The organism is Limosilactobacillus portuensis (assembly GCF_028607025.1).
Classification (GTDB): Bacteria; Bacillota; Bacilli; order Lactobacillales; family Lactobacillaceae; genus Limosilactobacillus; species Limosilactobacillus portuensis.
In genome coordinates this window covers 1,694,828-1,718,690 of sequence record NZ_CP117296.1, presented here as the reverse complement: position 1 = coordinate 1,718,690, position 23,863 = coordinate 1,694,828, and the positions used below count along the sequence as shown (strand labels likewise).

Sequence of the window (23,863 nt, the reverse complement as noted above, 5' to 3'; positions counted from 1 at the left end):
AGCGGAACTTTTTTGTTGCCATGATCCTTAGCGTGACATTTAACGCACTTTTGGTTATCTTGGTATCAAGAATTATTTCCCGGGAAATTAATTTGATATCGGTGGAGGTTAATTATAGATGAATTTTGCTCAAAAAATGAAATCTTATCGACAGAAGAATAACTGGACGCAGCAAGAGGTTGCTGAAAGACTAAATGTTTCACGAAAAACAATTTCCAGTTGGGAAAATAGCCGAAGTTATCCTGATGTTTTTATGCTGGTTCAAGTTAGTGACCTCTATCGTGTAAGTTTAGATGATTTATTACGGGAGGATCACGAAATGATTGATAACTATAAACAAGAACATGAAATAAACAAAAAAGAACGGCGGACCTTTATCTTTAGTTACATTATTAATGTTATTATGTCTGTAATTTTATTAGCAAAGCCTGTGATAATGGGTAACTTAACTCTGCGAAAGTTTACGTGGGTATTAGTATTAGCGCTAATTTTCAACACGGTTGTTCTTTTAAAGTATATTGACTGGAAAAGGTTGAAGATGAAGTACGGATTCTATATTTGTTGGCTTGTCTTGGCTGTAATGCAATTTGAGCTAACTGCTTCGTCACTTTCAGTAATGCCAGGAGATATCCATAACTATTTAGGATATGTTTCTGGAAGAATTACGGGATATATCTTATTCGGCTTTTGCGTTACCGCTACAATTTGGCTATATCCGCAATTTAAATCTAAAATTGAACAATAGGAATCGACAGAGGAATTAAATCTTTGAAAGAGGGGATTTAGTTCCTCTTAAGTTCTATAATAAAAAATATCAGGACAGGAGGGAGAAAAATGCACCAACTTAAAGCAATCCAAGGAGATATCACTCAGGTCCACGTGGATGCGATTGTCAACGCTGCTAATACGACATTACTTGGTGGCGGTGGGGTTGATGGGGCAATCCATCGGGCTGCTGGACCAGGACTGTATGCCGCTTGCTTACAATTTCATGGCTGTCCAACCGGTGAGGCGCGGATTACACATGGCTTTCGTCTACCAGCAAAGTATGTTATCCATACTCCAGGACCAATTTGGCATGGTGGCAATAATGGTGAAGATAAATTATTAGCTAATTCATACCGAAACAGTTTGCAGCTTGCTGAAGAAAATGATTGTCATACGGTAGCATTTCCCTCGATTAGTACTGGAGTGTATGCCTTTCCTTTAGCTCGGGCTGCCCATATTGCCATCACAACAATCCGTGATTTTCTTAAAACAAGTCAGGTTGTTGCTGAAGTTGAAATGGTTTGTTTTGATCCAACCACCTATGCAGCTTACCAAAGAGAAATCAAAGAAGAATAGTAAAAATAAACTTCAAGAACTTAATTGCGAAGCTCTTGAAGTTTATTTTTTAAAATCGTTTTCTTCTAAACGCTAAGTATCCTAGTCCTGAAATCAAAACGATATAGCAACAAGTTCCCCAGAAGAGTTGGCTGTTAGAAAGCATGGAAGTGGGGTGATAGGATGCGTAGTTATAATATTGAGTTGTGAGATTAGTCATGTTAAGGGGATTCCACTTGAGAATTTGATCGATTCCCAAGTTAGCGTTTAGTAAACTTGCAGAAAAGCCCCTCCCCATAAAAATGATAATCGCGTTAATCGCAATAACAATTGCATCGGAGTTGATCAGACAAGAGAAGAGACACAGTAAGCTGATAATTAACGTTGAAGTTATGATGTCAATACCAGTCGTCGCCAGCATATTTACTACTAGTGGCTGATGGTATTTATAAATACTTGTCCACGATACTGGTGCATTGAGAAGCGGAATAATATTTAAAAGAACGGTAAAGATAATTGCTAAAAGGTGAAGAGCTACGTTATAGATAAATAGTGCAATGTACTTTGCCATAAAGGTCGCTAGCTTGCTCGATGAATGATAAATCAGTGCAAGGATCGTATTGTTTTGAAATTCTGTTGAAAAAATAGTTGATCCAAGGATGACAAGAATTAGCATAATAATGTCGCTGGAATTGTAGCAGGTCATCACGAGCAGATTGGAATAATCTCTTCCCATTGCCAATCCCATAATAATCATTAAACCGATCATTATCACGGGCATCCACCAAGTGAGTTTGCGGTGACTGAGTTTATAAAGTTCACGGTGTAATTCGGGATACATACTTGTCCCTCCCTATTTTTGGTAGTTTTTAAAGGCCCACAATCCCAAAATAATGAATAGTAGGGTATAGCAACCATTACCGAGAAGTAATTCAAAATTACTGAGATGGGTAATTTTAATTGTACTTTGATTAGATAGTTGAACAATGATGTTAATCATATTGAGTGGGTTCCACGCCCATAATTGTTTCGGAAGGATATTCATTAATAGCCCAGAAAAGTTAGCTCCCAAAAAATCGACTGCGAGACCGATAATGATGACAATTGAATTTGACTTTAACAGGATAACCAAAAGTAGTGAGAGCGAAATGGTAAACATTAGGTAGATAAAGGCGCCTAGAAAGTTATATCCTAACGCGACGATCAGGGGATAACCATGAAAACTATCAGACCACGAATAGTTATTTCCTAGAAACAGCATCAAAATCAGTGAGCAGACAAAGCCAGCCATAATCCCATAAACCACTAGAGTAATCAATTTAGCAAGGTAAATGGTGAACGGATGGTTACTTCTAAAAAGAAGCGTGACCATTGTATTATTACGATATTCCATTGAAATAAAGTCGGCACTAACAGCGACCATGATGATTGTGCACCATTGAATAGCCCCGAATCCTTGAGTGATTAAGAAGGGATTAACCTTGTATGAAGGAATACTGCTGTAAAGCATTAGGGCAATCATAACAAGAAAGCCATAAAGAGGAGTTCGCTGGTGAGTGAATTTATAAATTTCTCGTGATAAACTATTTCCCATTTGAATTCTTCCGCCTTTCTTTAAGGACAGTGATGATTTTCTTTTCGAAAGATGGGACGTTAGGAACAAGCTCCCGTAACCAGATCTGGTTTTCGAATAGTATTTGTTGGATTTGAGAGAGTGCGTCCTTATTAACAATTAGTCCAGCAGAGGTAGGAGTCACGGTAATGGAATTAGCAGTTAATAACTTAATGGCGGTTTGATTGTCAGTGGTTACCAAGCGATATTGCTGACTGTCTCTTTCTTGGAATTGGGAAACTGGAACATCCATAATGATATGTCCCTGGTTTAAGATGATTACGGAAGTCATTACCTTTTGCAGTTCGCTTAAAACATGGCTTGAAATAAGAAATGCGGTTCCCTTGTGTGCATACTCGTGAATTATTTTTCTAATAAGAATAGTGGTTTCGATGTCTAAACCATTCATTGGTTCATCTAAGATCACAAACTGGGGATGGTTAAGCAGGGCTAATGCGATCCCTAATTTTTGTTTCATCCCAATTGAATAGCTTTTAGCTTGGCGCTGAATGTAAGAATTCATTTGTAGCTTAGTAATTAACTCCGCGACCTCGTCCTTATCAGTTGAATAGAGGGAGAGATTATCCTTTCCGCTTAAAAATGGGTAAATTGCAGGGTTCTCGATCAAGGCGCCAACGTTTTGTAGCGCCTTGTGATTATTGGCAGTAATGGGCTGATTGTTAAAAGAAATCGATCCAGTGAATTTTGTTAGACCCAGAAGAGTTTTCATAATGGTTGTTTTACCTGCGCCGTTCGGTCCGATTAATCCCACGATTTCACCCGGCTTGATACTAAATGAAGCATTCTCGATTATCTGCTTACGACCATAGAAAATATTAAGATTCTTCACGGTTAGCATTGAATCATCTCCCCAATAAGTTGAATTCACCTTAATTCTATATGGGGGGTTCATTAATCAATAGGTGAACAAACTAAAAACTCTTAGTACGCTGAATCTGGCAATACTAAGAGCTTTTTTGAGATTAATTTTCCTCAACTTGACTGTCAACGATTTGACGATATGTGTGGGTAGTCAATCCATAGAGAATAAGGTAAAGGATAAGGAGACTGATTGCTACAATTATTCCCACAGTGATCATTAGCGGAAGGTTATAGAAGTTAAGTTGGATCATGATTTGCCGAATTGCCGGAATGGCAAAGCAAAGGTTAACAATTGCACCAACTACGGGAAGAAGGAAGACCATCAAGACCTGACTGTGAATACTTTTAACGGTTTCCTTTTCACTAAGCCCAACCTGTTGCATTGTCTTAAATCGATTCCGGTCAGCATACCCTTCAGAAATTTGCTTGAAGTAAATGACGATTGTTGTTGTGATTGCTAGTGCCAAGCTGATGAGGATTCCAACGAAAACTAGTCCACCGTAGAGGCCGTTAATCAAAGACGTAATCGTTGCCTTACCGGTAAATGAAAGGTTATTAATCCTAAGCTTTGTTTGTAAGGCGTTTTCGAATTTAATTCGTTGCTTTTGGCTTCCTGGTAATTGGTAATTAAAAGTGGTTACGGTGGTTAATGGTAAAGACTTCGGAAGCTTATTAGCGATAATAAAGGTCGGGGTATAAATACTATGATCGGGATTGAAGTATCCTGAGAAGCGCTGAAGCTTTTTTGCATGATACTTTTGATCATTAACGATCAGCGTCCCAGCGTGCCCTTTATTATTGGTATAGGTCAAGGCTTCATTACCTGCGAGATGGACATGCTGATCAGTGATGCGGTTATATTCTTTGGTTGTTAATAAAATTACCGAACTGCTGGTTTTATTGTCCATTTTTTGAATACTGCCCTGACTAATGAATTTGTTATCCCGCCAGTAACCATATTGCGGAGTTGTCATTTTGTAAGTTAGGTAATGATTAATTTTAGCGTGGTGCTGGCGAGCAGTGGTGTTGATCGAACTTTTCTGTTCCGTTGTTAATCCTTGATTGCTTGTAATTACAACGTCTTCTGGAGCGTAGGATTTAACCGTACTCCCAATTCCAGCGTAGAGGGTAATTGAAGTGAAGAGAATTACAAGGATTGAACTACAAAGCAAACAAATAGTAGCAAGACTAGCACTGTTTTGCTGCATTCGCTGGATCATTCCGGAAACAGCAATGAAATGGCGAGGCTTGTAGTAGAAGTAGCTGCTTTTCTGGAGTAATTTTAAGAGAATGATGCTCCCGATGATAAACACTAGGTAGGTACCGATTACTAACAGAATTACTGCTAAAAGAAAATGTGAGATAGCAGAAATCTTGGGCTTAATTGTGAGGGTAATGTAGTATGCCCAGATTAAAAGAGCAAATCCTAAGAGCCCAGCGATTGAATATAAAATGCCATGACGTTTTGGTGTTACTGCTTCGGGATGCCAGAGCTGGTTTGGAGTTAACCGGTGGAGTTTGACCAGATCAATCACCATAATGATCGCGAAGAGGCATCCGGTTAAAATAATTGTTTTGGTAATTGCCGATGAAACGAACCAAGGTTGAGAGATGTGCCCAATATTTAAAAGATAGCCAAAACCAAGGAAGGCCAATTTTTCAAAAATGATCCCAAAGACTAATCCGGCAACGAGACTAATAACCATTAAATAGCACTTCTCGATAATTGTCAGGAGTTGAAGATTATGACTGGTCATTCCTAACATGCTATAAAGTCCGATCTCCCGGCTCCGTTGCTGCCAAAGAAAGCGATTGACATAGATTAGAAATGCTAAGGTAACGAGGAAAATGAACTTGAAGCCAAGATCCAACATTGCTGAAGTAACAGCCCCAGTATTAAGTTTCTTTAAGCTTGAGTTAGCTTCAATTGCAAGAAAAATGTAGTTAATAGCGACAAGCATAATGGTCGCCATTAGGTAGGGACCATAACTCCGCATGTTTCGCTTAAAACTAGAATTGATTAATTTAGAGTACAGCATCCTTATTCACCACCGTTCGTAATGGTCATCATTGTATTGCTAATCTGCTCTTGGTATTCCTTAAGCGAATCATCGCCACGGAATAATTCATGGTAAATTCTGCCGTCTTTAATAAAAAGAGTTCGCTTAGCATGACTAGCAGCGGCAGCACTATGGGTAACCATGATGATTGTTTGTCCATTACCGTTAACGGTATCAAAGAGATCAAGAATTTCGTTACTGGTATTTGAATCAAGGGCACCGGTTGGTTCGTCAGCTAACAGGAGATCGGGTTGAGCAATTAATGCCCGAGCAATTGCTACCCGTTGTTGTTGACCACCAGATGTTTCTGTTGGAAAGCGATCAATGATTTGGTTAATCCCTAATGCTTTAGCAAGTGGCTTAACCCGTTGAGCCATTTCTGCTACGGGAACCTGAGCTAAAACTAACGGAAGGTAAATGTTATCTCGGTTGGAAAGACTATCCAGGAGATTAAAGCGCTGGAAAATAAAGCCGAGGTGTTCGCGACGGTACTTAGCTGCCTCGTCAGCAGTCAGTTCGCTTAAATCTTGCCCGTTTAATAGAATTTCACCAGCACTAGCCTTTTCTAAGGTTGCGATAATATTCAACAAGGTGCTTTTCCCAGCGCCAGATTCACCCATGATTGCGATGTATTCACCAGCGTTAACGTCAAAGCTAATATCTTTGAGTGCGTGAACTGGGTGAGCTGAATTAGCATTATATGTTCGTTTAATGTGGCTAAGGTGTAAGAGGTTCATGATGATTGATCCTTTCTTTGATGGTTGCGTTTGTGAGAGAAGAGTACTTCTGAGGCGCAGTGGCTGATGTTCTAGGCAGCAGAGTCAAAATGTGTTCGCCAGGAACTTGCTAGAGATAACGTTCTAGGCTACATAGTCAAGATCTGTTCGCCCTAACCTTCCTCGAGCTAACGACCTCCGACTCCGACGACAAGACGCCGTTCGTCGGAGAAATCGTTAGCCACCGGAAGGTCTTAACGGGCTCACACTCTATCTTCATTATAAAAAGGCTCTCCGGCAATTGGTACTTACAGAATTGCGGAGAACCTTACAGAATTGTAATGTTTACGGACTGTGTTGTTACTTTTTAATGGCCTTGTGTTTGACATTATTTCCTGGGAAATGGAGAGTAGCACGAGTTCCCTGACCGGTTTTGGACGTGATTGTTAGATCGAAATTTAGCTGGGCGGTGATCTTCTTAACTAAATATAGTCCCATCCCCGTTGACTTAGTTGTTTGGTGACCATTTTTGCCAGAAAAGCCATTGTCATAGATGCGGGGGAGATCACTGCTGGAAATTCCAGTTCCCTGATTAATAATTTGGAGACTGTTATCAGCCCAATTAAAGAAAATCGTTGCCCCATTAGGCGAATATTTAATGGCGTTTGTTAGAAGTTGGTTGATACAGAAGCGGAGCCACTTTCTGTCAGTTAAGACAGAGATGCCGTTAAGGTGCTGGAGTTTGGGAACGAGCTGACGACTAATGAAAACAGAAGAGTTTTGCTTCAGGATTGTCGTGATGAGTGCTTGAAGGTTGATCCATTCAAAATTAAAGTCATTGCTAGACATTGCGAGACGCTCGTCATTTAATAACATTTCTAAATGGTAGTCTGCCTGCTGGATAGCTTGACGGATTACCTTGCTGGGGACCATATCGTTATTTTCCGCGGCTGCCTGTAAACTGGTCAATGAATTTTTGATTTCGTGAGAATACAGTTCAACATGGTCTAACTGCTCTTGTTGATGATTATGCAAGCTCCGGATTAAATGATCGCTTTTCCGTCGTTGGAACTTATTAGTGTGGAGAAGTTGAGCTTCAGTTGGAGTGTTTGCGGGGATGTCCTGTTCCTTGATGATTGCTTTTAGCCGTTTAGCAGATTGGTAGCTGTTGATGAAGAACCAGATTACTAGGAAGGGTAAGCTAAAGCGAATAACGTCCCAGAAAAAGCTTTGGGGGATGTAGTACAAAATTGTTAAGAGCTTAATAATCCCGAGAAGAAAAAGGTAAACAATGGTAAGTGGTAAAAATGACTTTAATTGGTAGAACCAGAATTTTTTATTTTGCATGACGGGTCACCAACCGATAGCCAATTCCACGTTCAGTTCGCAGATTATCATTCAAATTGACAGTTGCTAGTTTAGACCGCAGTCGACTGATATTAACGTTTAAAGTATTATCATTAAGGAATTTACCACCCTGCCAAAGCCATTCAAGAAGTTGCTCCTTAGTAACCGTTTGATTTAGGTGGGTAATAAGGACGCTGAGAAGGGCGCTTTCAGTGGGAGATAATTGAACAGTTCCCTTGGGTGTCGTTAGTTCATTAGTGAGTGAATTAAGATCATTCGTGTCCCAATTGAGGCTGTCCACATTGCCCGGTTCCTGATTTCTCCGGAGAAGCGCCTGGATTTTAGCTAGCAGGACAGCAGTAGAAAAGGGCTTCATGATGTAATCGTCAGCTCCAGAGGCGATTGCGTGCATAATATTACTATCAATATCCGCTGCTGAAATAACAATAATCGGTGCTTTTGTAATTTGACGCACAGCACTAATCCAATAAAAACCGTCAAAAGTTGGTAGGGTAATATCAAATAAGATTAGGTCAGGGTCAGCTTCTTCCACTTCGTCCACCACGTGATCCCAATCTTTAACGGTGATGATTGTGTGTTTCCATTTTGCTAATTCAGTTCTGATCGTTTTGATAATTGTGGGATTGTCTTCCACAACGAATATTTTAGCCATCCTTGAGCCCCCAAAAAGTTAAATAACTAATCAGATCATACATTAAGAAAATCCCCAACTCAAATCACAAGGACCTGAATTGGGGACTAGTAAGTTTATGTTAAGCTTGGGTATTTAAGTTAGCAGAGTACTTAGCTTCTTCTTTTTCAAGCCGGGCACGTTCACGCTTGTTGTACCATGGTGAAATGGTGAAGGCTAAGACATCATTGATGATGTAAACCATACTGTTAACGGCCATTGCTAATGAAGCATCACCTTGGGCAAATGTGATTCCCCAAAGAACCATCTGGAAGATTCCGGAAGCCAACCACCAGAAGTATTGGTTGTTGTACCGTAAGAAACAAATAACACCAGCAGTCAAACTAATTGAGAAGCTAATAGCATCAATCCATGGCCGCGGATCATTAGTTAAAGCACCGATCAGATAACCAGAAACTAGGTAAACAGCAATTGTTGAAAGAATTGCAACAACCCAAGTTTTACCAGTGAATTTCCGGATTTTGGAGACCATATTGATATTCCAATTAGCAGAAAGCAGGACTGGAATATCTAGAGTAACAACGTAAGCAAGCTGTTCACCAATACTGAGATAGTTTTTGGCGCTGAAACCAACAATGATAAAACAGATAGCAGAGAGGATTCCCAACCAACCGTTAACGGATTTAGCAGCATTAATTGCTAAGATACAAAGAACTCCCAGTGTTGTTCCGATAAAGGTAATTACCGTGATCCAGGTAATTTTATCGTTTACCAAGGTCATTACCTGACAGCCAAGGCTGAAGAAAAACAGGTAGTAGTTTTGTTGAGGCCAACCCTTAAGCTGGTGAGCGAGAAAGTGTAAATAGTTCTTCATTACTCAAAGTCTCCTATATCAATATATTGTGTCCACGTTAAATGAATAAAAACAAAAAATACAATATGTTGTGGACGACGTGCGAACGCAACGAGATCTAGTATAGCATTCTTCGCTAGCGAAACAAGCAGAAAAACAGCCGATTAATCAGTCGATATTTGCCTTAATTAGGTTAGTGCAGGGGACCGAGTTAATTTCAAAATATTTTTTCCGGAACTGGTTTAAACTGATTCCTCAGGTGAGGTTAATTGAACGGCTAAAATTTTAACCTGGTAGATAGACTGTGGTGCCTGAACGGAAACCGTCTGCCCAACTTTTTGATGCAGTAGCGCTTGCCCAAGCGGTGAGTCAAATGAAATCTTTTGCTTTTGCAAATCGGCTTCTTGCTTACCAACAATCGTATAGTCGACCCGTTCATCATCGTCTATAAATTGAAGGGTGACTGTAGTTCCAAGATCGATGGTTTGTGAGTCAGTGGGTTTGATGATTTCCGCATATTGAAGTTGCTTATTTAAGTAGCGCAACCGGCTTTCCAAATAACGCAATTCACGCTTAGCGGTACTATACTCGGTGTTTTCTGATAAGTCACCAAGAGCTCGGGCGGCTTTTAATTGAGCAATCTTGGCGGGACGCTGTGCTTGCAGCTTTTTGATTTCCTGCTCAATTTCGTGATAGCCGGTTGGTGTCATTTTTTGAAAATATACGTGAGCCATTGCTTCTTGGATCTTTTTACGTTGCATTAAAAATCGCTCCTTGTCGTCTTACTGACGGCCTAATTAATTGTTCATTTGTAATTATGATATGATAGAGAAGATAATTCAATTTTTGATGGAGGAATAATTGGGAAATGAGCGAACAGGAAGAACATATTAAAGGGTTCTTAAATTCGTCCACGTATGACCAGTTATCTGCTAATCAGCAGAAACATGCTCAAAATATTTTGACCCGGTTCAATAAGTATATGACCGAAGAGCACCAACTGGATGATACCGCGTGGACACCCCAAGCGGTTCAACAAGTAATGGTTGGTCAATTTATTGCTGATCCAGCGTTAACTAATTCGTTTGGAATTGCCGTGTCACCAGTGCTGAAGGCTTATCAAAAGTTCTTGGGGAATAAGCAATTAGGTGCAATTGAAAAGGCCATTGATGAGCAGCGTTCAGTAATGAATAAGTGTCGGAAAGCTCACCAGACATTGGCTGAATTAAATGGTGAACCACAAAAGGCAGCTGCTTCGGATCTTAAAAAGCAAACCAGTAATCATGAAGCACCACAAAAAGATCAACCTGCTAAAGAGCCGGCGAGTGAAGAACTAAAGCAGCCGACCGCTCCTGTAAAGTTAATTCCAGCAGGGAAGATGAAGCAGGAAATTACGCGGATCAAAAAAGAGGTCGCCACCGCTCCGGAATTTAAGGAAAAGGACCTCAGCATTGCCGATCAGCAATATCTGGTTGCGGAATTTCTGCAATTAATGTATCAGGAATGTCATCAAGGAATTAATCAATGGCGGTTTGCTGACTTGCAATTGGTCTTGGGGATGATGATGCCGCTAGATCCAAATATTACCAAGTTGGAGATCCTAAATATCGTTCCAACTGCCCAAGCACTATTTGACTACTTGAAACGGACTGACCAGATTGATATGGAGCAGTACCGGGTTGCTTTGAAGTCAATTGCTCATATGCAAACTTCCCAAAACATGTTGGCTTCAATGGAGCGTCGTCAACGGACAACTCAATTGATGCTTTCATACATCCAGAGTCAAGGTGTCGATACTGATAACGTGAACAAAACCGAAAAGTGGATGGATGCCCACCAATCGCAAGTGGCAACGTTTATGCGGTCGATCCTTAGTCCGTGGGGAGAGTACGAGCGGCAACAATTGCATAAGCGGCAACAGGCAACTCGTCAACCAGTTCCGGTAGAAAAGGATCGGCAATTGTTAAGGAAAAAGCGAGTCCCACAAGGAATTAAATTTAGTAAGAAACGACGAAAAAAGCGGAAAAAGTAATTAATTTATTTTGTCGTGCGTGATGGAAAGGAGCTGAGATTAGTGAGTGCATATATTCCTGAAAACATGGAAGAAGTAGCTGTTCAGGTGGCTAAACACCAGGTTCATGGTGAACAAGTAACACCAGAAGAAGTGATTGAGCAGGCCGTTCCGGACATTTTGCAGGCCTTATTGGATGAGGCGCTTGAAGGACGCTACGATGAGGTAAAACGTGACGGGGATAAGTTAATTGTTACCGATGCAATGGGTGAACAAGTTGGTGTTGTTACTCCAAACGGCAAGAGCTTTGTTGATGACTTCAAAACTGATTCAGACGCATTGATTGGCTACCTTGAATCACAAGTTGCTAAGCTGGTTGGTGGCCGGTAAAGGAAATGACAATATGGAAAAACCTAATAAGCCTTTTTATAGTTTTCCTTCTTTCTATGCAGACGTATTTGTAGTTATTATTTGGTTGACAACCCTTTTCGAGAAAGATAGTTGGGTAATTAAAGTTATTGCGATTATCTTTTTAGGGTTTGAAGTTGTCGAGCTGCCAAAGTATTTCCTAAAAAAGAAATAGTTTTAAAATGAAAAACGATCGTAATGGGAAATTCCCATCACGGTCGTTTTTATTACGTTAAAGCCGATTTTTTATTTCATATGGCTTAGCCTTATCAGCTTTCGGCTTGACTTGCGCATCTTTTGCATAGAAGATTGCGTATTCTTCGTCATCGGGCCCCTTAGCAATAACGAGATCATCAGCTTCTCGTTCACGCTTGAAGATTTGGCCCTTACGAACTGCCTCGTTGTAATCATGAATATTAGCGATTGAATCGCCAGGGTTAAAGAAAATTCTTGTTTCCATTTTATTATTCCTCCTTATGCCCGACTTGGAATATCAAATTCTGCCTGAGCTAAGATATGACCCTTAGCGGCATGGATAAACTCGTTTAACCAGTAGTGGTTTTTCAGCGGCAACTGGTCATCAAGAGCGTAAACCTTTAGTGTGTAGTGGTGGGTCTGATCTGGTGGTTGTGGACCGACGTAACCGCTAGAAATTGCAGGATCGCCATTAACTAGGGATCCAGCATTACTATTATTTCCTTGAACAAATTGATCGCTTAGTTGGCGACTAGCATTTGCCGGAATGGAAGTCATGGTGCTTGGAATATTAGCAGCTAGCCAATGAATCCAGGTAAACCCACAAACTGGGGTGGAATCATAATCAACAAAAACGATGGCAAATGTCTTTGTTTTGGTAGGGGCTTCACTGATTTCGATTGGAAAAGATTTAATTGGGTGGTCAGCTAGCATTAAGTTAGCTGGAGCGTACTTACCGTATTCATCAGCTAACATTCCGTTAATAAGCGGGACTGAAATTTTCATTAAAATCACTTCTTTAATCTAAATATAGTTGTTGTAGTTGCTTAAGATCATTCGGTGAGAGATCGAAGTATTCGGTTAAGTAATTTTGAACGTTTCCGTAATTAGTATTGATCAGATCAATTGCCTGGTTAAGGTAATCGACTGAAACAGAACCGAGAGCACGGCGATTTTCCACTACGACTTCACTTTCGCCCTTATCACGTAACGTTTGAAGCCACTGTTCTCGAAAACTCTGAGTTGCCTTATTGGTAAGCAAGTAATCTTTCAGAATCGTTTCTTCAGGTACTTGGAGAGCACTTAGAATTAGGTAGGCAGCCATCCCTGTACGATCCTTCCCGGCAGTACAGTGAAAAAGACTGGCCTGAGCGGGGTTATTACTTAACAGAAGCTCAAACATTCGCTGGTAAGCAGCCTTAGCAGTCGGAACCTCTACCATTCGACGGTAAACATCCAGCATGTGCTGATAGCCATTACCTGGTTTTAGAATCCGACTCATGATTTCTTCATCACTGTGGGAAGCGTCAGTCTCATCAGACTTAAATACTGGTAGATGATAATAACTAGCAGTCTGGGGGAGTTTATCAGGGGCTTGCTTAACCTCTTCTGGCGCCCGTAGATCAATATCGATCGTAACGGGAATTGCTGCTAGAGTGTTTAAATCATGTTCGTTTAAATGAGCAAGCGAACCGGAACGAATGAGCCGGTGCCACTTTACATGACGTCCATCTTTAGTTTCGTAGCCACCCAGATCGCGAAAATTATGGCCATCTTGAATGTCTAATAAGCGTTGACCCGTCATGTCAAAACCTCCTTTTACTAGGACGAACTACTTGCGATCATCCTAAGTACTTTACCTTATTAATTGTACCCTACTTTAGCCAGTTTGATAACTTCTCCGCTAACCGGTACCCGCTTTCGGTGGCTCCAGACTGATCAGGGTGGAGATCATCGGTAAAGCTAGAACACCATCCCAGAGTTTCGATTAGGGGAAGTTTGTGTTTCTTAGTAAGAGAACGGATTGATTCAGCAAAAGTTTGACTGAACGGAATCATTGGGAGAATTGGAATTGACGGGAAAAGGGTAGTAATAAGGGACAAGAAGTGATCGTAGCTTGCATTAAACTGATCTAATGGAAAACGCCGGTCATTAACGCCAAGGTTGATTACTACTAGATCAGGAGTGTTTGCTTGCCAAGAAGTCGTGACATCAAGTTTCGTTAAGAATTGATCCGCAGTCGGGACACCGCCAGTGGCTTGACGAAGCACTCCACCAGCGGAATAGGCAATTCGTACGTCGGTTGCGTGAAGCAAGTCAACAGCGGTCCCTGCATAGTTGCTTTCTGGTCGGTAATCAGTCGAAGCATTTCGTCCCGCTACCCAGCAGCCAGCGGTAATTGAATCGCCAATAAAATCAATCACCGGGATTGAAGGTGCACTAATCAATTCTCCTTGTTTGACGTCAATTGAAGTGATCGCAAACCCCTCGTTACCGTTCCAGACACGATCAAGATCCGTATTACCAGCCGTTATAATTTCAATTAAGTGGTTTGTCGATCCGCATTCTATATGCCAACTGCGGTGACTTGCTAGTTCACGGTGCCACTGGTTGCCGTCAATTCGCCAGGCGTAAATTTGTGAGGGTGAAAGTGGATTGCGGTTATCCAGCACATTAACTGTCAGGGTATTGACGTCTTTAGCGATGAACCGTAATCGGCTGCCAAGATTAGTAGTGTAGAGGGTTGCGGATTGGTTAAGCTTTTTAATGAACCAGCGACCATGAGGAGATATTAATTCATAAAGAGAATTTGGGGAGTAGCGATGCATGAAAAAAATCCCTTTCCTTTTTTTATAATTATAGAACTTTAAACCGAACTAAGGGGAGACAAACAGGCGTCCTATCAATCTTCACAGAAAACGCTTACAATATTATTGCTTCAAAAATGAAAGCGCTTGTTGACAAATGGGGTAAAAGAGTCTAAATTATAGTTTAGTAAAAGTTTACTAATTTGTTTAGCCACTTTGCTCAAGTGGTCATGGAGGTATTTTGACATGGATAAGCAAGATTTTCTTAAAGAATATCAAGACACATTTAAGGAACCAGGAAAGGATGTTTTCTTCTCTCCTGGACGAATTAATGTAATTGGTGAACATACGGATTACAATGGTGGTCATGTTTTCCCATGTGCAATTAGCATTGGTACTTATGGTGTTTATGGCCCACGTGAAGACACTACCGTAGCAATTTATTCAGCAAACTCCGCCAAGGTTGAAAATAGCAAGATCATTACTTTTGACATTAACGATGATCAACCACAATCTGCTAAAGATGAAAAGTGGGTTAACTACTTTAAGGGGATGCTTGTTTACCTCAAGCAACGCGGCTACAAGATCGATCATGGATTTAACCTTTATATCCATGGTTTCCTTCCATACGGTTCAGGCCTTTCATCATCGGCTTCAATTGAAATGCTGATGGGGAACTTATTAAAGGAAGAATTTAATTTAGATATTGATGAGATTGATCTCGTTAAGCTTGGTCAAAAGACAGAAAATGACTTTGTTGGCTTGAATTCTGGAATTATGGATCAATTTGCTGTGGGGATGGGGAAGAAAGATAACGCAATCTTCCTTGACTGCAACACCTTGGACTATAAGTACTTACCACTTGAGCTTGGCGACTACGAAATTATCATTATGAGTACGAATAAGACCCACTCACTAGCTGGTTCAAAGTACAACGAACGGGTTCAAGAATGTGAAGAAGCTGTAAAGCGTCTCAGCAAGAAGTTAAACATCAATAAGCTGGGTGAAATTGATTCTGAAACCTTTGATCAATACACCTACCTAATTAATGACGACACTTTGATTCGTCGTGCTCGTCACGCTGTTAGTGAAAACGAACGGACAAAGCGGGCCATCGATGCAATGCAAAAGGGTGACCTTGAAGAACTTGGTCGCTTAATCAACGCTTCACACGTTTCCTTGAAGTATGACTACGAAGTTACTGGTAAGGAACTTGATACCTTAGCAGAAAATGCTTGGGATCAACCTGGCTGCCTTGGTGCACGAATGGTCGGCGGTGGTTTCGCCGGCAGTGCAATTGCCATTGTTAAGAAGTCCGAAGCTGAAAACTTTAAGAAGAATGTTGGTAAGATCTACCGCGATAAGATTGGTTACGACGCCAGTTTCTACGATGCCGAAGTTGTGGACGGTCCGCACAAGTTGTAGAGTGCGAGCCGTGACGAACTAGCAACTGAGCACTAGGAAATCCCGGACGATGATTGTTTACAATCAAGGACGGGATAGCTAGGCGGAAGTTGCGGTCACGGCGAGCACGTTTCGGCTGTGTAATATTAGAAGCTGTTATCTCTAGCAAGTTCCTGGCGAGCACGTTTAATAGAGTGCCTTCGTCCTAAAGAGTTTCCGGAAGGCTAGCAATTTCTCCTGACGAAGGCGACTTGCGCCTAGGAAGGAGGTTGCTAGTTCTAGGAAACTCGGGCGAAGCACGTTTCGACCATGCCGCCTAGGACGTTAGCTTGAGTAATATTTAAGTGAGTGGGGGAATTAAAAGATGAAGTTAATCGAAAAATTTGCTGATGATGTAATTGCCAGTGGAGCATACAAGCCACTTGACAAGATTTATGTAATGAATAAGATTCGTGGCTTTGTAGGCGATGAAGATGTTGATGGTAATGAGGACCAACCAGTTGTTGCCCAATTAGTTGATCTGGCTGTTAAGCGGGGTAAGATTGAGGATGGTCAAACAGAACGGGAAATTTTGAATGATCAACTTTATGACTTAATGACACCACGGCCGTCCGTTGTAAATGAAGAATTTTGGGAAAAGTACCAAGAGTCTCCTGAAACTGCGACTAATTGGTTCTACAAGTTAATGACATCAAACGATTACGTTAAGGTTGCGGCAATTAAGAAGAACATTGTGTTTGATCGGCCAACGAAGTACGGTAATCTAGAAATCACCATTAACTTGTCTAAACCAGAAAAGGATCCAAAGGCAATTGCAGCGGCTGCTCATGATACCAAGAAGAAGTATCCACAATGTGCTCTTTGTATGGAAAATGAAGGGTATAAGGGACGCCTAGGACAAGCGGCCCGGAGTAATCACCGGGTAATCCGGATCGTAGTTGGTGGTCACAAGTGGGGCTTCCAGTACTCACCATATGCTTACTTCAATGAACACTGCATCTTCCTTGACAGCAAGCATGAACCAATGCAAATTAACCGGCAAACCTTGATTAACTTAGTTGAAATTGAAGAACAATTGCCTGCTTACTTTGTCGGTAGTAACGCTGACTTACCAATTGTTGGTGGTTCAATGTTAGCCCATGAACACTACCAAGGTGGTCGCCACAGCTTCCCAATGATGAAAGCAGAAATTAAAAAGCCACTCCACTTTGACGAATACCCAGACGTTGAAGCCGGAATTGTTAATTGGCCAATGAGTGATATTCGGTTAACTAGTGCGAATACCACTGAGTTAATTAACCTTGGTTCCCACATTATTGATGTTTGGGATCACTATGATGATGAAAGTCTGTCCTTAAAGGCATTCGATGGTGATATTCGTCACCACACGGTAACCCCAATTATGCACCGTGATGGGAAGAAGTTCGTCCTTGACCTTGTTTTACGGGACAATAATACTAGTGACAAGTACCCACTTGGTATCTTCCACCCACACGAAAAGTTATGGCACATCAAGAAGGAAAATATCGGTTTGATCGAAGTTATGGGACGGGCAATTTTACCAGCTCGGTTAAAGGACGAATTAGCGGAAGTTAAGAAGTTCTGGTTAGGTGAAGCAAATAATATTGCTGACAGCCACCTCTCATGGGCTAAGGAAATTGCCGAAAAGATGGACATCAATGCTGACAACGTTGACGAAATCATGGAACAAGAATTGGCAAATGTATTTGCTAATGTTCTCGAAAATGCTGGTGTCTTCAAGGATGATGAAGCCGGAAACGCTGGTTGGGATCGTTTTATTGCTCAATTATAGTTCGGTCTAGACAAATTAGCGGTAATCCAGGTAAAATAAGTTCTAAAATGGGAAGGGGTGATTACCATGGCAGCAACGTTACGTGATATTGCCAGTCGAGCTGGTGTCTCTATTGCAACGGTTTCGCGAATCTTGAATAATGATTCGACGCTTTCTGTTAATGAAAATACTCGACAACGAGTTTTAAGTACTGCAGAAGAGCTAGATTACACGAAGCATAAGCGGACGCGGAGTGACCAAGTGCAACGGGTAGCAATTGTTCAATGGTATTCGCTTACCCAAGAACTTGATGACCTTTACTATATGGGAATCCGAATGGAGATTGAACGTTCTGCTCAACAACGCGGGATCCAAACAGTGCCAATTTATCAAAACGACTTAGAGAAGATTCCCCGGAACGTAACGGGAATTATTGCAATTGGTAAATTTAGTGATTCGCAAGTGCAAGAGTTAAAACTAGTAACTAATAACATCGTTTTTGTTGATTTCGATAGTTTAGCTGCGGGGTATGACTGCTTAGTACCTGACTTTGAGAATGCTGTCCATACTGTTATTAACGAGTTCTTGGATGAAGGGATTCAGGACATTGGAATGTTAGCCGGAACAGAAATGACAACGGACAATGAAGTCGTTCCTGATCTACGGCGGCGGTATTTTGAAGCTGATTTACGGCAGCGCGGTATTTATCATCCGGAATATATGTTTGCCGGTAATTATACGTCAATGTCGGGCTATCGGGCAATGAAGAAGGCAATTGAAGAGCTTGGTGACAAGTTGCCTCACGCAATCTTTATCGCTAATGATCCAATGGCCGTTGGGGCACTAAAGGCTGTTCAAGAAGCCAAAATTGATATTCCTAATCGTTTGGCAATGATTAGTTTTAACGATACGGCAATTGTAAAGTATGTTTATCCAAGCATGTCAGCAATTCATGTCGGAACTGATGAGATGGCCCATGCAGCTGTTGATGTAATGGCTAAGCGACTTGCTCATCCAGCAAATGACCCTTGTAAGACGGTTGTTGGAACCCATTTGATTAAGCGACAGACGACGAAATAAGAATAAGCAAAGCTAGCCCAGAGCGAGATCCGACTCGCTCTGGGCTAGCTCTTTCTATATTAATTTTTGCGATTCTAAGTATCCTTTTAACTTCTCTAAGCCATATGCTAGCTCGTTAAGAGAACTAGTAGCGGAAAGTGAAACGCGAAGGAAAGTACCTGTTGCTGAAGCATTTATCTTAAAACGATCAGAACTAAAGCAACGAATAGAAATGTCTGCCAATCCTCTCTCGATTTGTTGGCCACTTATTTTCTTCTTGATAGGAAGCCGTCTAAAAAATGCAATATCAGTTAGGTTGGTTTTTGGAGCATCAGTAAAAATGCTATCGAATAGCTTGTTAGATTCTTTTGCTAGTGACATCTTATGGTCGATTATTTTGTAAATAGTTTGGCTATTGATTGCTTCGGTCGCGATCGCGCTATTGAGGGAAGAAACTTTGACTACCGTATTGAAGAAGCCGTTCTCAATTTGCTGTTTATAGGCTTGAGGAAAGGCGAGATAGCCGATGCGTAATCCTGATGCGAGCACCTTTGACATGCTACAGATGTAAAAGGTTTGGTCAGGAAGAAGCTGCATTAATTTTGGCGGTCTTTCATGATTATTTCGACTTAGAAAGCTTAGGTAATCATCTTCAATAACCTTAAGGTGGTGCTTTTTAGCGACTATTGCCAGTTCGTTGCGGCGGGTAGTGTTTAATGTTATTCCCATGGGATTGCTATATTCGGGCATTAGGTAGAGGCCAGTTAAATTATTATTTTGACATTTACGTTCGAGATCAGTTGGGTCCATCCCATACTGGTCATTTTTGATTGCAACTAACTGGATATTATTAAGCTGTGCAGTTGCGATTAGGTTGCCATAAGTAAATTCATCAACCGCTATTTTATCACCGCGTGAAAAAATGATCATGAGGAGAAGGGTTAACGAGTTCTCTCCACCAGCAGTTACAAGGACTTCTTGATTTGTGTGAAGCTCGACTCCCAGCCACCGAAGATAACTCTTAAAAGCCAGTTTATCTACTTCACGGCCAGTAGGAGAGTCATACGTTAAGAGCTGAGTGGCTCCTTGCTTAACCGTTTTTTTAATGACTTGATCCAAGAGGTGGTTTGTTTGTTCAAATGAAGCAGCAAAACCTAGATCAATGGTATGACGTTGACGAGAATTAGCGGTTAGCGGATCGATCCCATTAGGACTAACGAATGTTCCTTTGCCATGAATCCCAAAGGTTAGGCCAAGTTGTGCACTCAGTTTATACGTTCGGGTGATGGTAGTGAAATTAATATCGAGAAAGTCAGCTAATTCTCTTTGCGGTGGGAGTTTAGTCCCTGGAGTAAGATCTCCGTTATTAATTGCGACTTTTAGTTGTTCTAGTAAGCTCTTATAAATTGGCCGTTGTAACTTACCCTTATCAGGGTACCAGGTAAGCTGATGATGGCTAAAGTCGTTAACTGGCATTCAAATCGCTCTCCTATATTGTAATCCATACAATTAATATCTTGTATGTATAATAAGACGGAATTAAAATGAAATCAACAATATATTGTTGAAAAAATAGACTGAGAGTAAGAAAATCTTTCTTAAACTCTCAGTTTATTTAGTTACATCAATAATTGGAACAAGGTTACTGCAACATGGCTAAGATCTGCTCGCCAGGAGCTTGCCAGAGTTAACGCTGCTACTGTAACCGAGTCAAAACGTGTTCGCCGTGACCGCAACCTCCGTCTAACTATCCCGTCCTTGATTGCCAAACAATCATCGTCCGGGATTCCTTAGGACTCGGCGGCTAATTCGTCGTCGCTCACACTCTTTAATCTACGCACAACCTCTTTATCGCTTGAGCGTAGATTTCCATGGCTTTGAACATGTCTTTGAGGGGGCACTGTTCGTTGGCTTGGTGCATGTAGTCGGGAGTAGTTGGTAGCATTCCACCGAAGGCAACACAGTTATGCATTGTTCGAGCAAAAGTGGCACCACCGGAGATTTGTGGAGTAGCGGTAGTATCACCGGTTTGTTCCTTGTAGACATCCATTAAGGTTTGAATTAGCTTGCTATCCTTTGGAACGTATAGTGGAGCAACATAGTCAAAGTGAACGTATTTGAGATCGTATGGAGCAACTCGTTGTGCGAGCTTTTCCAAAAGCTTATCTCGATCAACGGTAACAGGGATCCGGAGATCGATTTGCATCCGGGTTTCCTTTTCGTTGATCTCGAGGCTGGAAATATTAATGGTCAGGTGACCGGATTCGTCTTCAACATCACCGAGGAGGTTAGTACCAGTGGCATCCTCCTTGAAGAGCTTGCCGATGAAATCAAGTGGCTTAAAGTCAAAGACATCATCTAGGGCGATTGCCAACCGAAGAACGGCATTAGTTCCTTGTGGGGCTAACATTGCGTGGACTGATTTTCCGAGAACGGTAATTGAATTTTCATCGCTGATATATTCAAAGCCATGCTTATCAAGGGCTGCCTTAACCTCATCCTGCTTTGGGCCATCATAAACGGCCTTGTCAGGGACAGCATTAAAGGCATTCTTTAAACTCAACTTAAATTGATCTGTTCCCGGTCCAACAAGGTAGGATTGCTGGAGACCCTTTTCGGCATAGATTAGTGGGAATTCCGCATCAGGTGAGATCCCGCTATTAATTTGGCTTTCCTTCTTGTTATACTGAGCAATTCCTCGCCAAAGAATTTCTTCATCAGTCCCGTAGATAAAGCGAATTCGCTGGTTAAACTTGTAACCATGGTCCATCAAAGCTTTAACAGCAAATAATGCGGCAATTCCAGGCCCCTTATCATCTTGAGAACCACGTCCGTAAACGGCATTGTTAACTACTGTTCCCTTAAATGGATCATGTTCCCAGGTCTTGGGATCGCCAGCAGGAACAGTATCCAGGTGACAAATTACACCAAAAATCTTGTCACCCTCGCCAACTTCAGCATAACCATAGTAACCATCGGGATCCTCGTAGGTTTTAAAACCAAGACGTTCGCAAATTTCCATCATCTTATCAAGGGCGTTCCGGATTCCCCGACCAAATGGAGCATCTTCTTCAGCAGCTTGATTATAAGAAGGTACGGAAATCAACTCTTCAAGAGCGTTGATAGCCTCTTGTTGTTCTTTTTCGGTAACTAATTGTGTCATAATTTAATTCCTCCTAGAGTACGGCAGCGATTCCTAAGAATACACAGGTAACGATGAATAGGTAGATCATCAATTTCAACATCCACTTCCACCAAATACTGATGTTAACGTGGGCGATTGCTAAGGCACCCATAACAATTCCAGAAGTTGGAGTGATTAAGTTGACCCAACCTGAAGCAGCCTGGTAAGCAGTAATAACTAGACTTCCAGAAACGTGGGCGAAGTGCCCAAGAGGACCGATAATCCCCATTGTTGCAGCTGCTAGTCCAGAAGTAGATGGAATTAAGAAGGACATTGGGATGTAGAAAATGTAGGTCAAAATAATAAAGATACTTTGCGAAAGGCCATGAAGACCCGTTTCACCCCAATGAAGGACGGTTCCCGTGATCATCCCGTTGTTCATTACAACTTGAATTCCTCGGGCAACAGCAACAATAATTGCGACGCTAAGGAAGTCTGCCATTCCTTACATAAAGGCGTCGATAAATTCACTTTCTTTCATGTGGTAAACCCACATAATCAGAACTGACATAAAGAGGAAGAGCATGGTAATTTCGTTGAAGTACCAGGTTCCTAGTGGCGCCATATCGTGACCGAGTAAATTGCCTAAGAATGGGATCCCTGTTAGCCATTTAGTAAAGCTGTCAAAGAATGTCCAGTGACTGTTTAGGTTAGTCCATGGAATTAAACCAAGAATCATAATTGCAAATGTAAGACCAAAGAGCCAAATAACTGCTTTTTGCCGTTTTGACATTTTGAAATTACCATCGTCAGAACGAACTTTAATTGCGAACCGCTTCTCATCCGCTGCTCGTTGTTTATAAACGAGTGATTTTTCAGGATGCTTTTCGATTACAGAAGCATAGTGGTAAACGTAGATGATACTAATAGTTGTCGTAATAATCAGAAGAAGAACCCGTGAACCTAAGCCATCACCTGGTGAAATATTTAATGTCTGTGAAGCAACTCCGGTAGCAAATGGGTTAACAGTGGATGCTAAACAACCAACTTGGGTCCCAACAAGGGCAATCGCAACGGCAACTAATGAGTCGAAGCCAACGCCCATCATTACAGGAATCAGTAATGGGTAAAAGGCAATTGTTTCTTCGCCCATTCCGTAAGTAGAACCACCAATGGCAAAAAGGATCATTAGGATCGGGATCAGTAATTTTTCTCGTCCCTTATAACGGTGAACGATTGAACTAATCCCTTCGTTAAGGGCGTCTGTCTTGTTTACAACCCCAAGAAAGCCCCCGATGACCAGAATGAATAGTGAAACTGAAATTGCTCCTTCAGTCTTTTTGTCACCAACCATTCCAATGACAGGCGCCATAAAGACGTCCCAAATCCCTTGAGGCTTACTAGCAACCGAACGATAGGTGCCAGAAATAATATTTCCAGCCTTGTTGGTTGCGTATGTTCCGGCTGGGATAATCCAGGTTAATACAGCAATAATAACAATGATAATAAATAGAATCGTGAACGCTGACGGCATATGGAACCGATGCTTTTTCTTAACTTCTTGCAAATTTCTCACTCCAATCCCCCAAAAAACTAATTTGCAAATCTATTCACAACCCTATTGTAAACTTCTTTGAAAGCGGCATCAATTGGAAAATTAGAGTGCGAAGCCGTAAAGAGTTTCCGGAAAGCTAGCAATTTCTCCTGACGAAGGCGACTTGCGCCTAAGCGGTGAACCAGAAAACTTGTTTTCGTCTGTGAATCCTCGCAAGGATGACTAGAACTTTATGGATATAAAGTTCAGTCAGCTACTGCGGAAGGAGTTTGCTAGCTCTAG

Annotated in this window: 23 protein-coding genes and 1 pseudogene; 8 read left to right on the top strand and 16 right to left on the bottom strand. The window is 41.4% G+C overall.

Going from position 1 to position 23,863, the window contains the following annotated elements:
* Positions 1 to 118: 118 nt before the first annotated feature.
* On the top strand, positions 119 to 745 hold the full coding sequence (locus tag PRK60_RS08755) for a helix-turn-helix domain-containing protein (protein WP_191912822.1): 627 nt from the start codon (positions 119 to 121) through the stop codon (positions 743 to 745).
* Between the two features lie 89 nt (positions 746 to 834).
* A complete protein-coding gene (locus PRK60_RS08750; protein ID WP_102167929.1) occupies positions 835 to 1,344 on the top strand; it encodes an O-acetyl-ADP-ribose deacetylase in 510 nt (169 codons plus the stop codon).
* A gap of 49 nt (positions 1,345 to 1,393) precedes the next feature.
* On the opposite strand, the gene PRK60_RS08745 is transcribed toward PRK60_RS08750, so the two are convergent.
* The 9 genes from PRK60_RS08745 to greA form a co-directional block, all read right to left on the bottom strand.
* Complete coding sequence (locus PRK60_RS08745) at positions 1,394 to 2,164, bottom strand: ABC transporter permease (protein WP_102167928.1); 771 nt, start codon at positions 2,162 to 2,164, stop codon at positions 1,394 to 1,396.
* A 12-nt stretch (positions 2,165 to 2,176) separates the two neighbouring features.
* Positions 2,177 to 2,917, bottom strand: a complete 741-nt coding sequence (locus tag PRK60_RS08740) for an ABC transporter permease (RefSeq protein WP_273645991.1) — start codon at positions 2,915 to 2,917, stop codon at positions 2,177 to 2,179.
* Positions 2,907 to 3,794, bottom strand: coding sequence for an ABC transporter ATP-binding protein (locus PRK60_RS08735; protein ID WP_102167926.1), 888 nt, complete (start codon positions 3,792 to 3,794; stop codon positions 2,907 to 2,909). The genes PRK60_RS08740 and PRK60_RS08735 overlap by 11 nt, the downstream gene beginning before the upstream one ends.
* A 124-nt stretch (positions 3,795 to 3,918) precedes the next feature.
* Positions 3,919 to 5,856 (bottom strand): FtsX-like permease family protein, encoded by a 1,938-nt coding sequence (locus tag PRK60_RS08730; protein WP_273645990.1) that lies wholly within the window; start codon positions 5,854 to 5,856, stop codon positions 3,919 to 3,921.
* A gap of 2 nt (positions 5,857 to 5,858) precedes the next feature.
* Positions 5,859 to 6,614, bottom strand: a complete 756-nt coding sequence (locus PRK60_RS08725) for an ABC transporter ATP-binding protein (RefSeq protein WP_178695912.1) — start codon at positions 6,612 to 6,614, stop codon at positions 5,859 to 5,861.
* Positions 6,615 to 6,953: 339 nt separating this feature from the next.
* Complete coding sequence (locus PRK60_RS08720) at positions 6,954 to 7,940, bottom strand: sensor histidine kinase (protein WP_102167923.1); 987 nt, start codon at positions 7,938 to 7,940, stop codon at positions 6,954 to 6,956.
* A complete protein-coding gene (locus tag PRK60_RS08715) occupies positions 7,930 to 8,613 on the bottom strand; it encodes a response regulator transcription factor (RefSeq protein ID WP_273645989.1) in 684 nt (227 codons plus the stop codon). Before PRK60_RS08715 ends, PRK60_RS08720 begins: the two co-directional genes overlap by 11 nt.
* Positions 8,614 to 8,713: 100 nt before the next feature.
* Complete coding sequence (pnuC, locus tag PRK60_RS08710) at positions 8,714 to 9,466, bottom strand: nicotinamide riboside transporter PnuC (protein WP_102167921.1); 753 nt, start codon at positions 9,464 to 9,466, stop codon at positions 8,714 to 8,716.
* 221 nt (positions 9,467 to 9,687) lie between these two features.
* Positions 9,688 to 10,206 (bottom strand): transcription elongation factor GreA, encoded by a 519-nt coding sequence (gene greA, locus PRK60_RS08705; RefSeq protein WP_273645988.1) that lies wholly within the window; start codon positions 10,204 to 10,206, stop codon positions 9,688 to 9,690.
* Between the two features lie 107 nt (positions 10,207 to 10,313).
* On the opposite strand from greA, the gene PRK60_RS08700 reads away from it, so the two are divergent.
* From PRK60_RS08700 to PRK60_RS08690, 3 genes are read left to right on the top strand one after another with little or no spacing between them, the layout of a single operon-like run.
* On the top strand, positions 10,314 to 11,477 hold the full coding sequence (locus tag PRK60_RS08700; RefSeq protein WP_102167919.1) for a hypothetical protein: 1,164 nt from the start codon (positions 10,314 to 10,316) through the stop codon (positions 11,475 to 11,477).
* 42 nt (positions 11,478 to 11,519) lie between these two features.
* Positions 11,520 to 11,846 carry a hypothetical protein gene (locus PRK60_RS08695; RefSeq protein WP_102167918.1) on the top strand — a complete coding sequence of 109 codons (327 nt, stop codon included), beginning with the start codon at positions 11,520 to 11,522 and terminating at the stop codon, positions 11,844 to 11,846.
* A 13-nt stretch (positions 11,847 to 11,859) separates the two neighbouring features.
* Entirely contained in the window at positions 11,860 to 12,039 is a 180-nt protein-coding gene (locus PRK60_RS08690; protein WP_102167917.1) for a hypothetical protein, read from the top strand.
* 57 nt (positions 12,040 to 12,096) lie between these two features.
* On the opposite strand, the gene PRK60_RS08685 is transcribed toward PRK60_RS08690, so the two are convergent.
* The 4 genes from PRK60_RS08685 to PRK60_RS08670 all read right to left on the bottom strand — a co-directional run bounded on the left by PRK60_RS08685 (position 12,097) and on the right by PRK60_RS08670 (position 14,668).
* A complete protein-coding gene (locus PRK60_RS08685) occupies positions 12,097 to 12,324 on the bottom strand; it encodes a hypothetical protein (protein ID WP_102167916.1) in 228 nt (75 codons plus the stop codon).
* 14 nt (positions 12,325 to 12,338) lie between these two features.
* A complete protein-coding gene (locus PRK60_RS08680) occupies positions 12,339 to 12,845 on the bottom strand; it encodes a YbhB/YbcL family Raf kinase inhibitor-like protein (protein WP_102167915.1) in 507 nt (168 codons plus the stop codon).
* A gap of 13 nt (positions 12,846 to 12,858) precedes the next feature.
* The gene (locus PRK60_RS08675; RefSeq protein WP_102167914.1) at positions 12,859 to 13,644 is read right to left on the bottom strand and encodes a tyrosine-protein phosphatase; all 786 of its coding nucleotides are present in this window, start codon (positions 13,642 to 13,644) and stop codon (positions 12,859 to 12,861) included.
* A gap of 70 nt (positions 13,645 to 13,714) precedes the next feature.
* Complete coding sequence (locus tag PRK60_RS08670; protein ID WP_102167913.1) at positions 13,715 to 14,668, bottom strand: SGNH/GDSL hydrolase family protein; 954 nt, start codon at positions 14,666 to 14,668, stop codon at positions 13,715 to 13,717.
* Positions 14,669 to 14,893: 225 nt separating this feature from the next.
* Here PRK60_RS08670 and PRK60_RS08665 point away from each other — a divergent pair, with 225 nt between their 5' ends.
* From PRK60_RS08665 to PRK60_RS08655, 3 genes are all read left to right on the top strand, one after another.
* Positions 14,894 to 16,072, top strand: coding sequence for a galactokinase (locus tag PRK60_RS08665; protein ID WP_102167912.1), 1,179 nt, complete (start codon positions 14,894 to 14,896; stop codon positions 16,070 to 16,072).
* Between the two features lie 343 nt (positions 16,073 to 16,415).
* Complete coding sequence (locus PRK60_RS08660; protein WP_102167911.1) at positions 16,416 to 17,864, top strand: UDP-glucose--hexose-1-phosphate uridylyltransferase; 1,449 nt, start codon at positions 16,416 to 16,418, stop codon at positions 17,862 to 17,864.
* Positions 17,865 to 17,930: 66 nt separating this feature from the next.
* A complete protein-coding gene (locus tag PRK60_RS08655) occupies positions 17,931 to 18,923 on the top strand; it encodes a LacI family DNA-binding transcriptional regulator (protein ID WP_273645987.1) in 993 nt (330 codons plus the stop codon).
* Positions 18,924 to 18,977: 54 nt separating this feature from the next.
* On the opposite strand, the gene PRK60_RS08650 is transcribed toward PRK60_RS08655, so the two are convergent.
* The 3 genes and pseudogenes from PRK60_RS08650 to PRK60_RS08640 all read right to left on the bottom strand — a co-directional run bounded on the left by PRK60_RS08650 (position 18,978) and on the right by PRK60_RS08640 (position 23,560).
* Positions 18,978 to 20,378: an aminotransferase-like domain-containing protein gene (locus PRK60_RS08650; RefSeq protein WP_148444415.1), complete on the bottom strand. Its 1,401-nt coding sequence runs from the start codon at positions 20,376 to 20,378 to the stop codon at positions 18,978 to 18,980.
* A 352-nt stretch (positions 20,379 to 20,730) separates the two neighbouring features.
* Positions 20,731 to 22,065, bottom strand: a complete 1,335-nt coding sequence (locus PRK60_RS08645) for a M20 family metallopeptidase (RefSeq protein ID WP_273645986.1) — start codon at positions 22,063 to 22,065, stop codon at positions 20,731 to 20,733.
* A gap of 13 nt (positions 22,066 to 22,078) precedes the next feature.
* Positions 22,079 to 23,560, bottom strand: a pseudogene (locus PRK60_RS08640) (YfcC family protein).
* Positions 23,561 to 23,863: the final 303 nt, after the last annotated feature.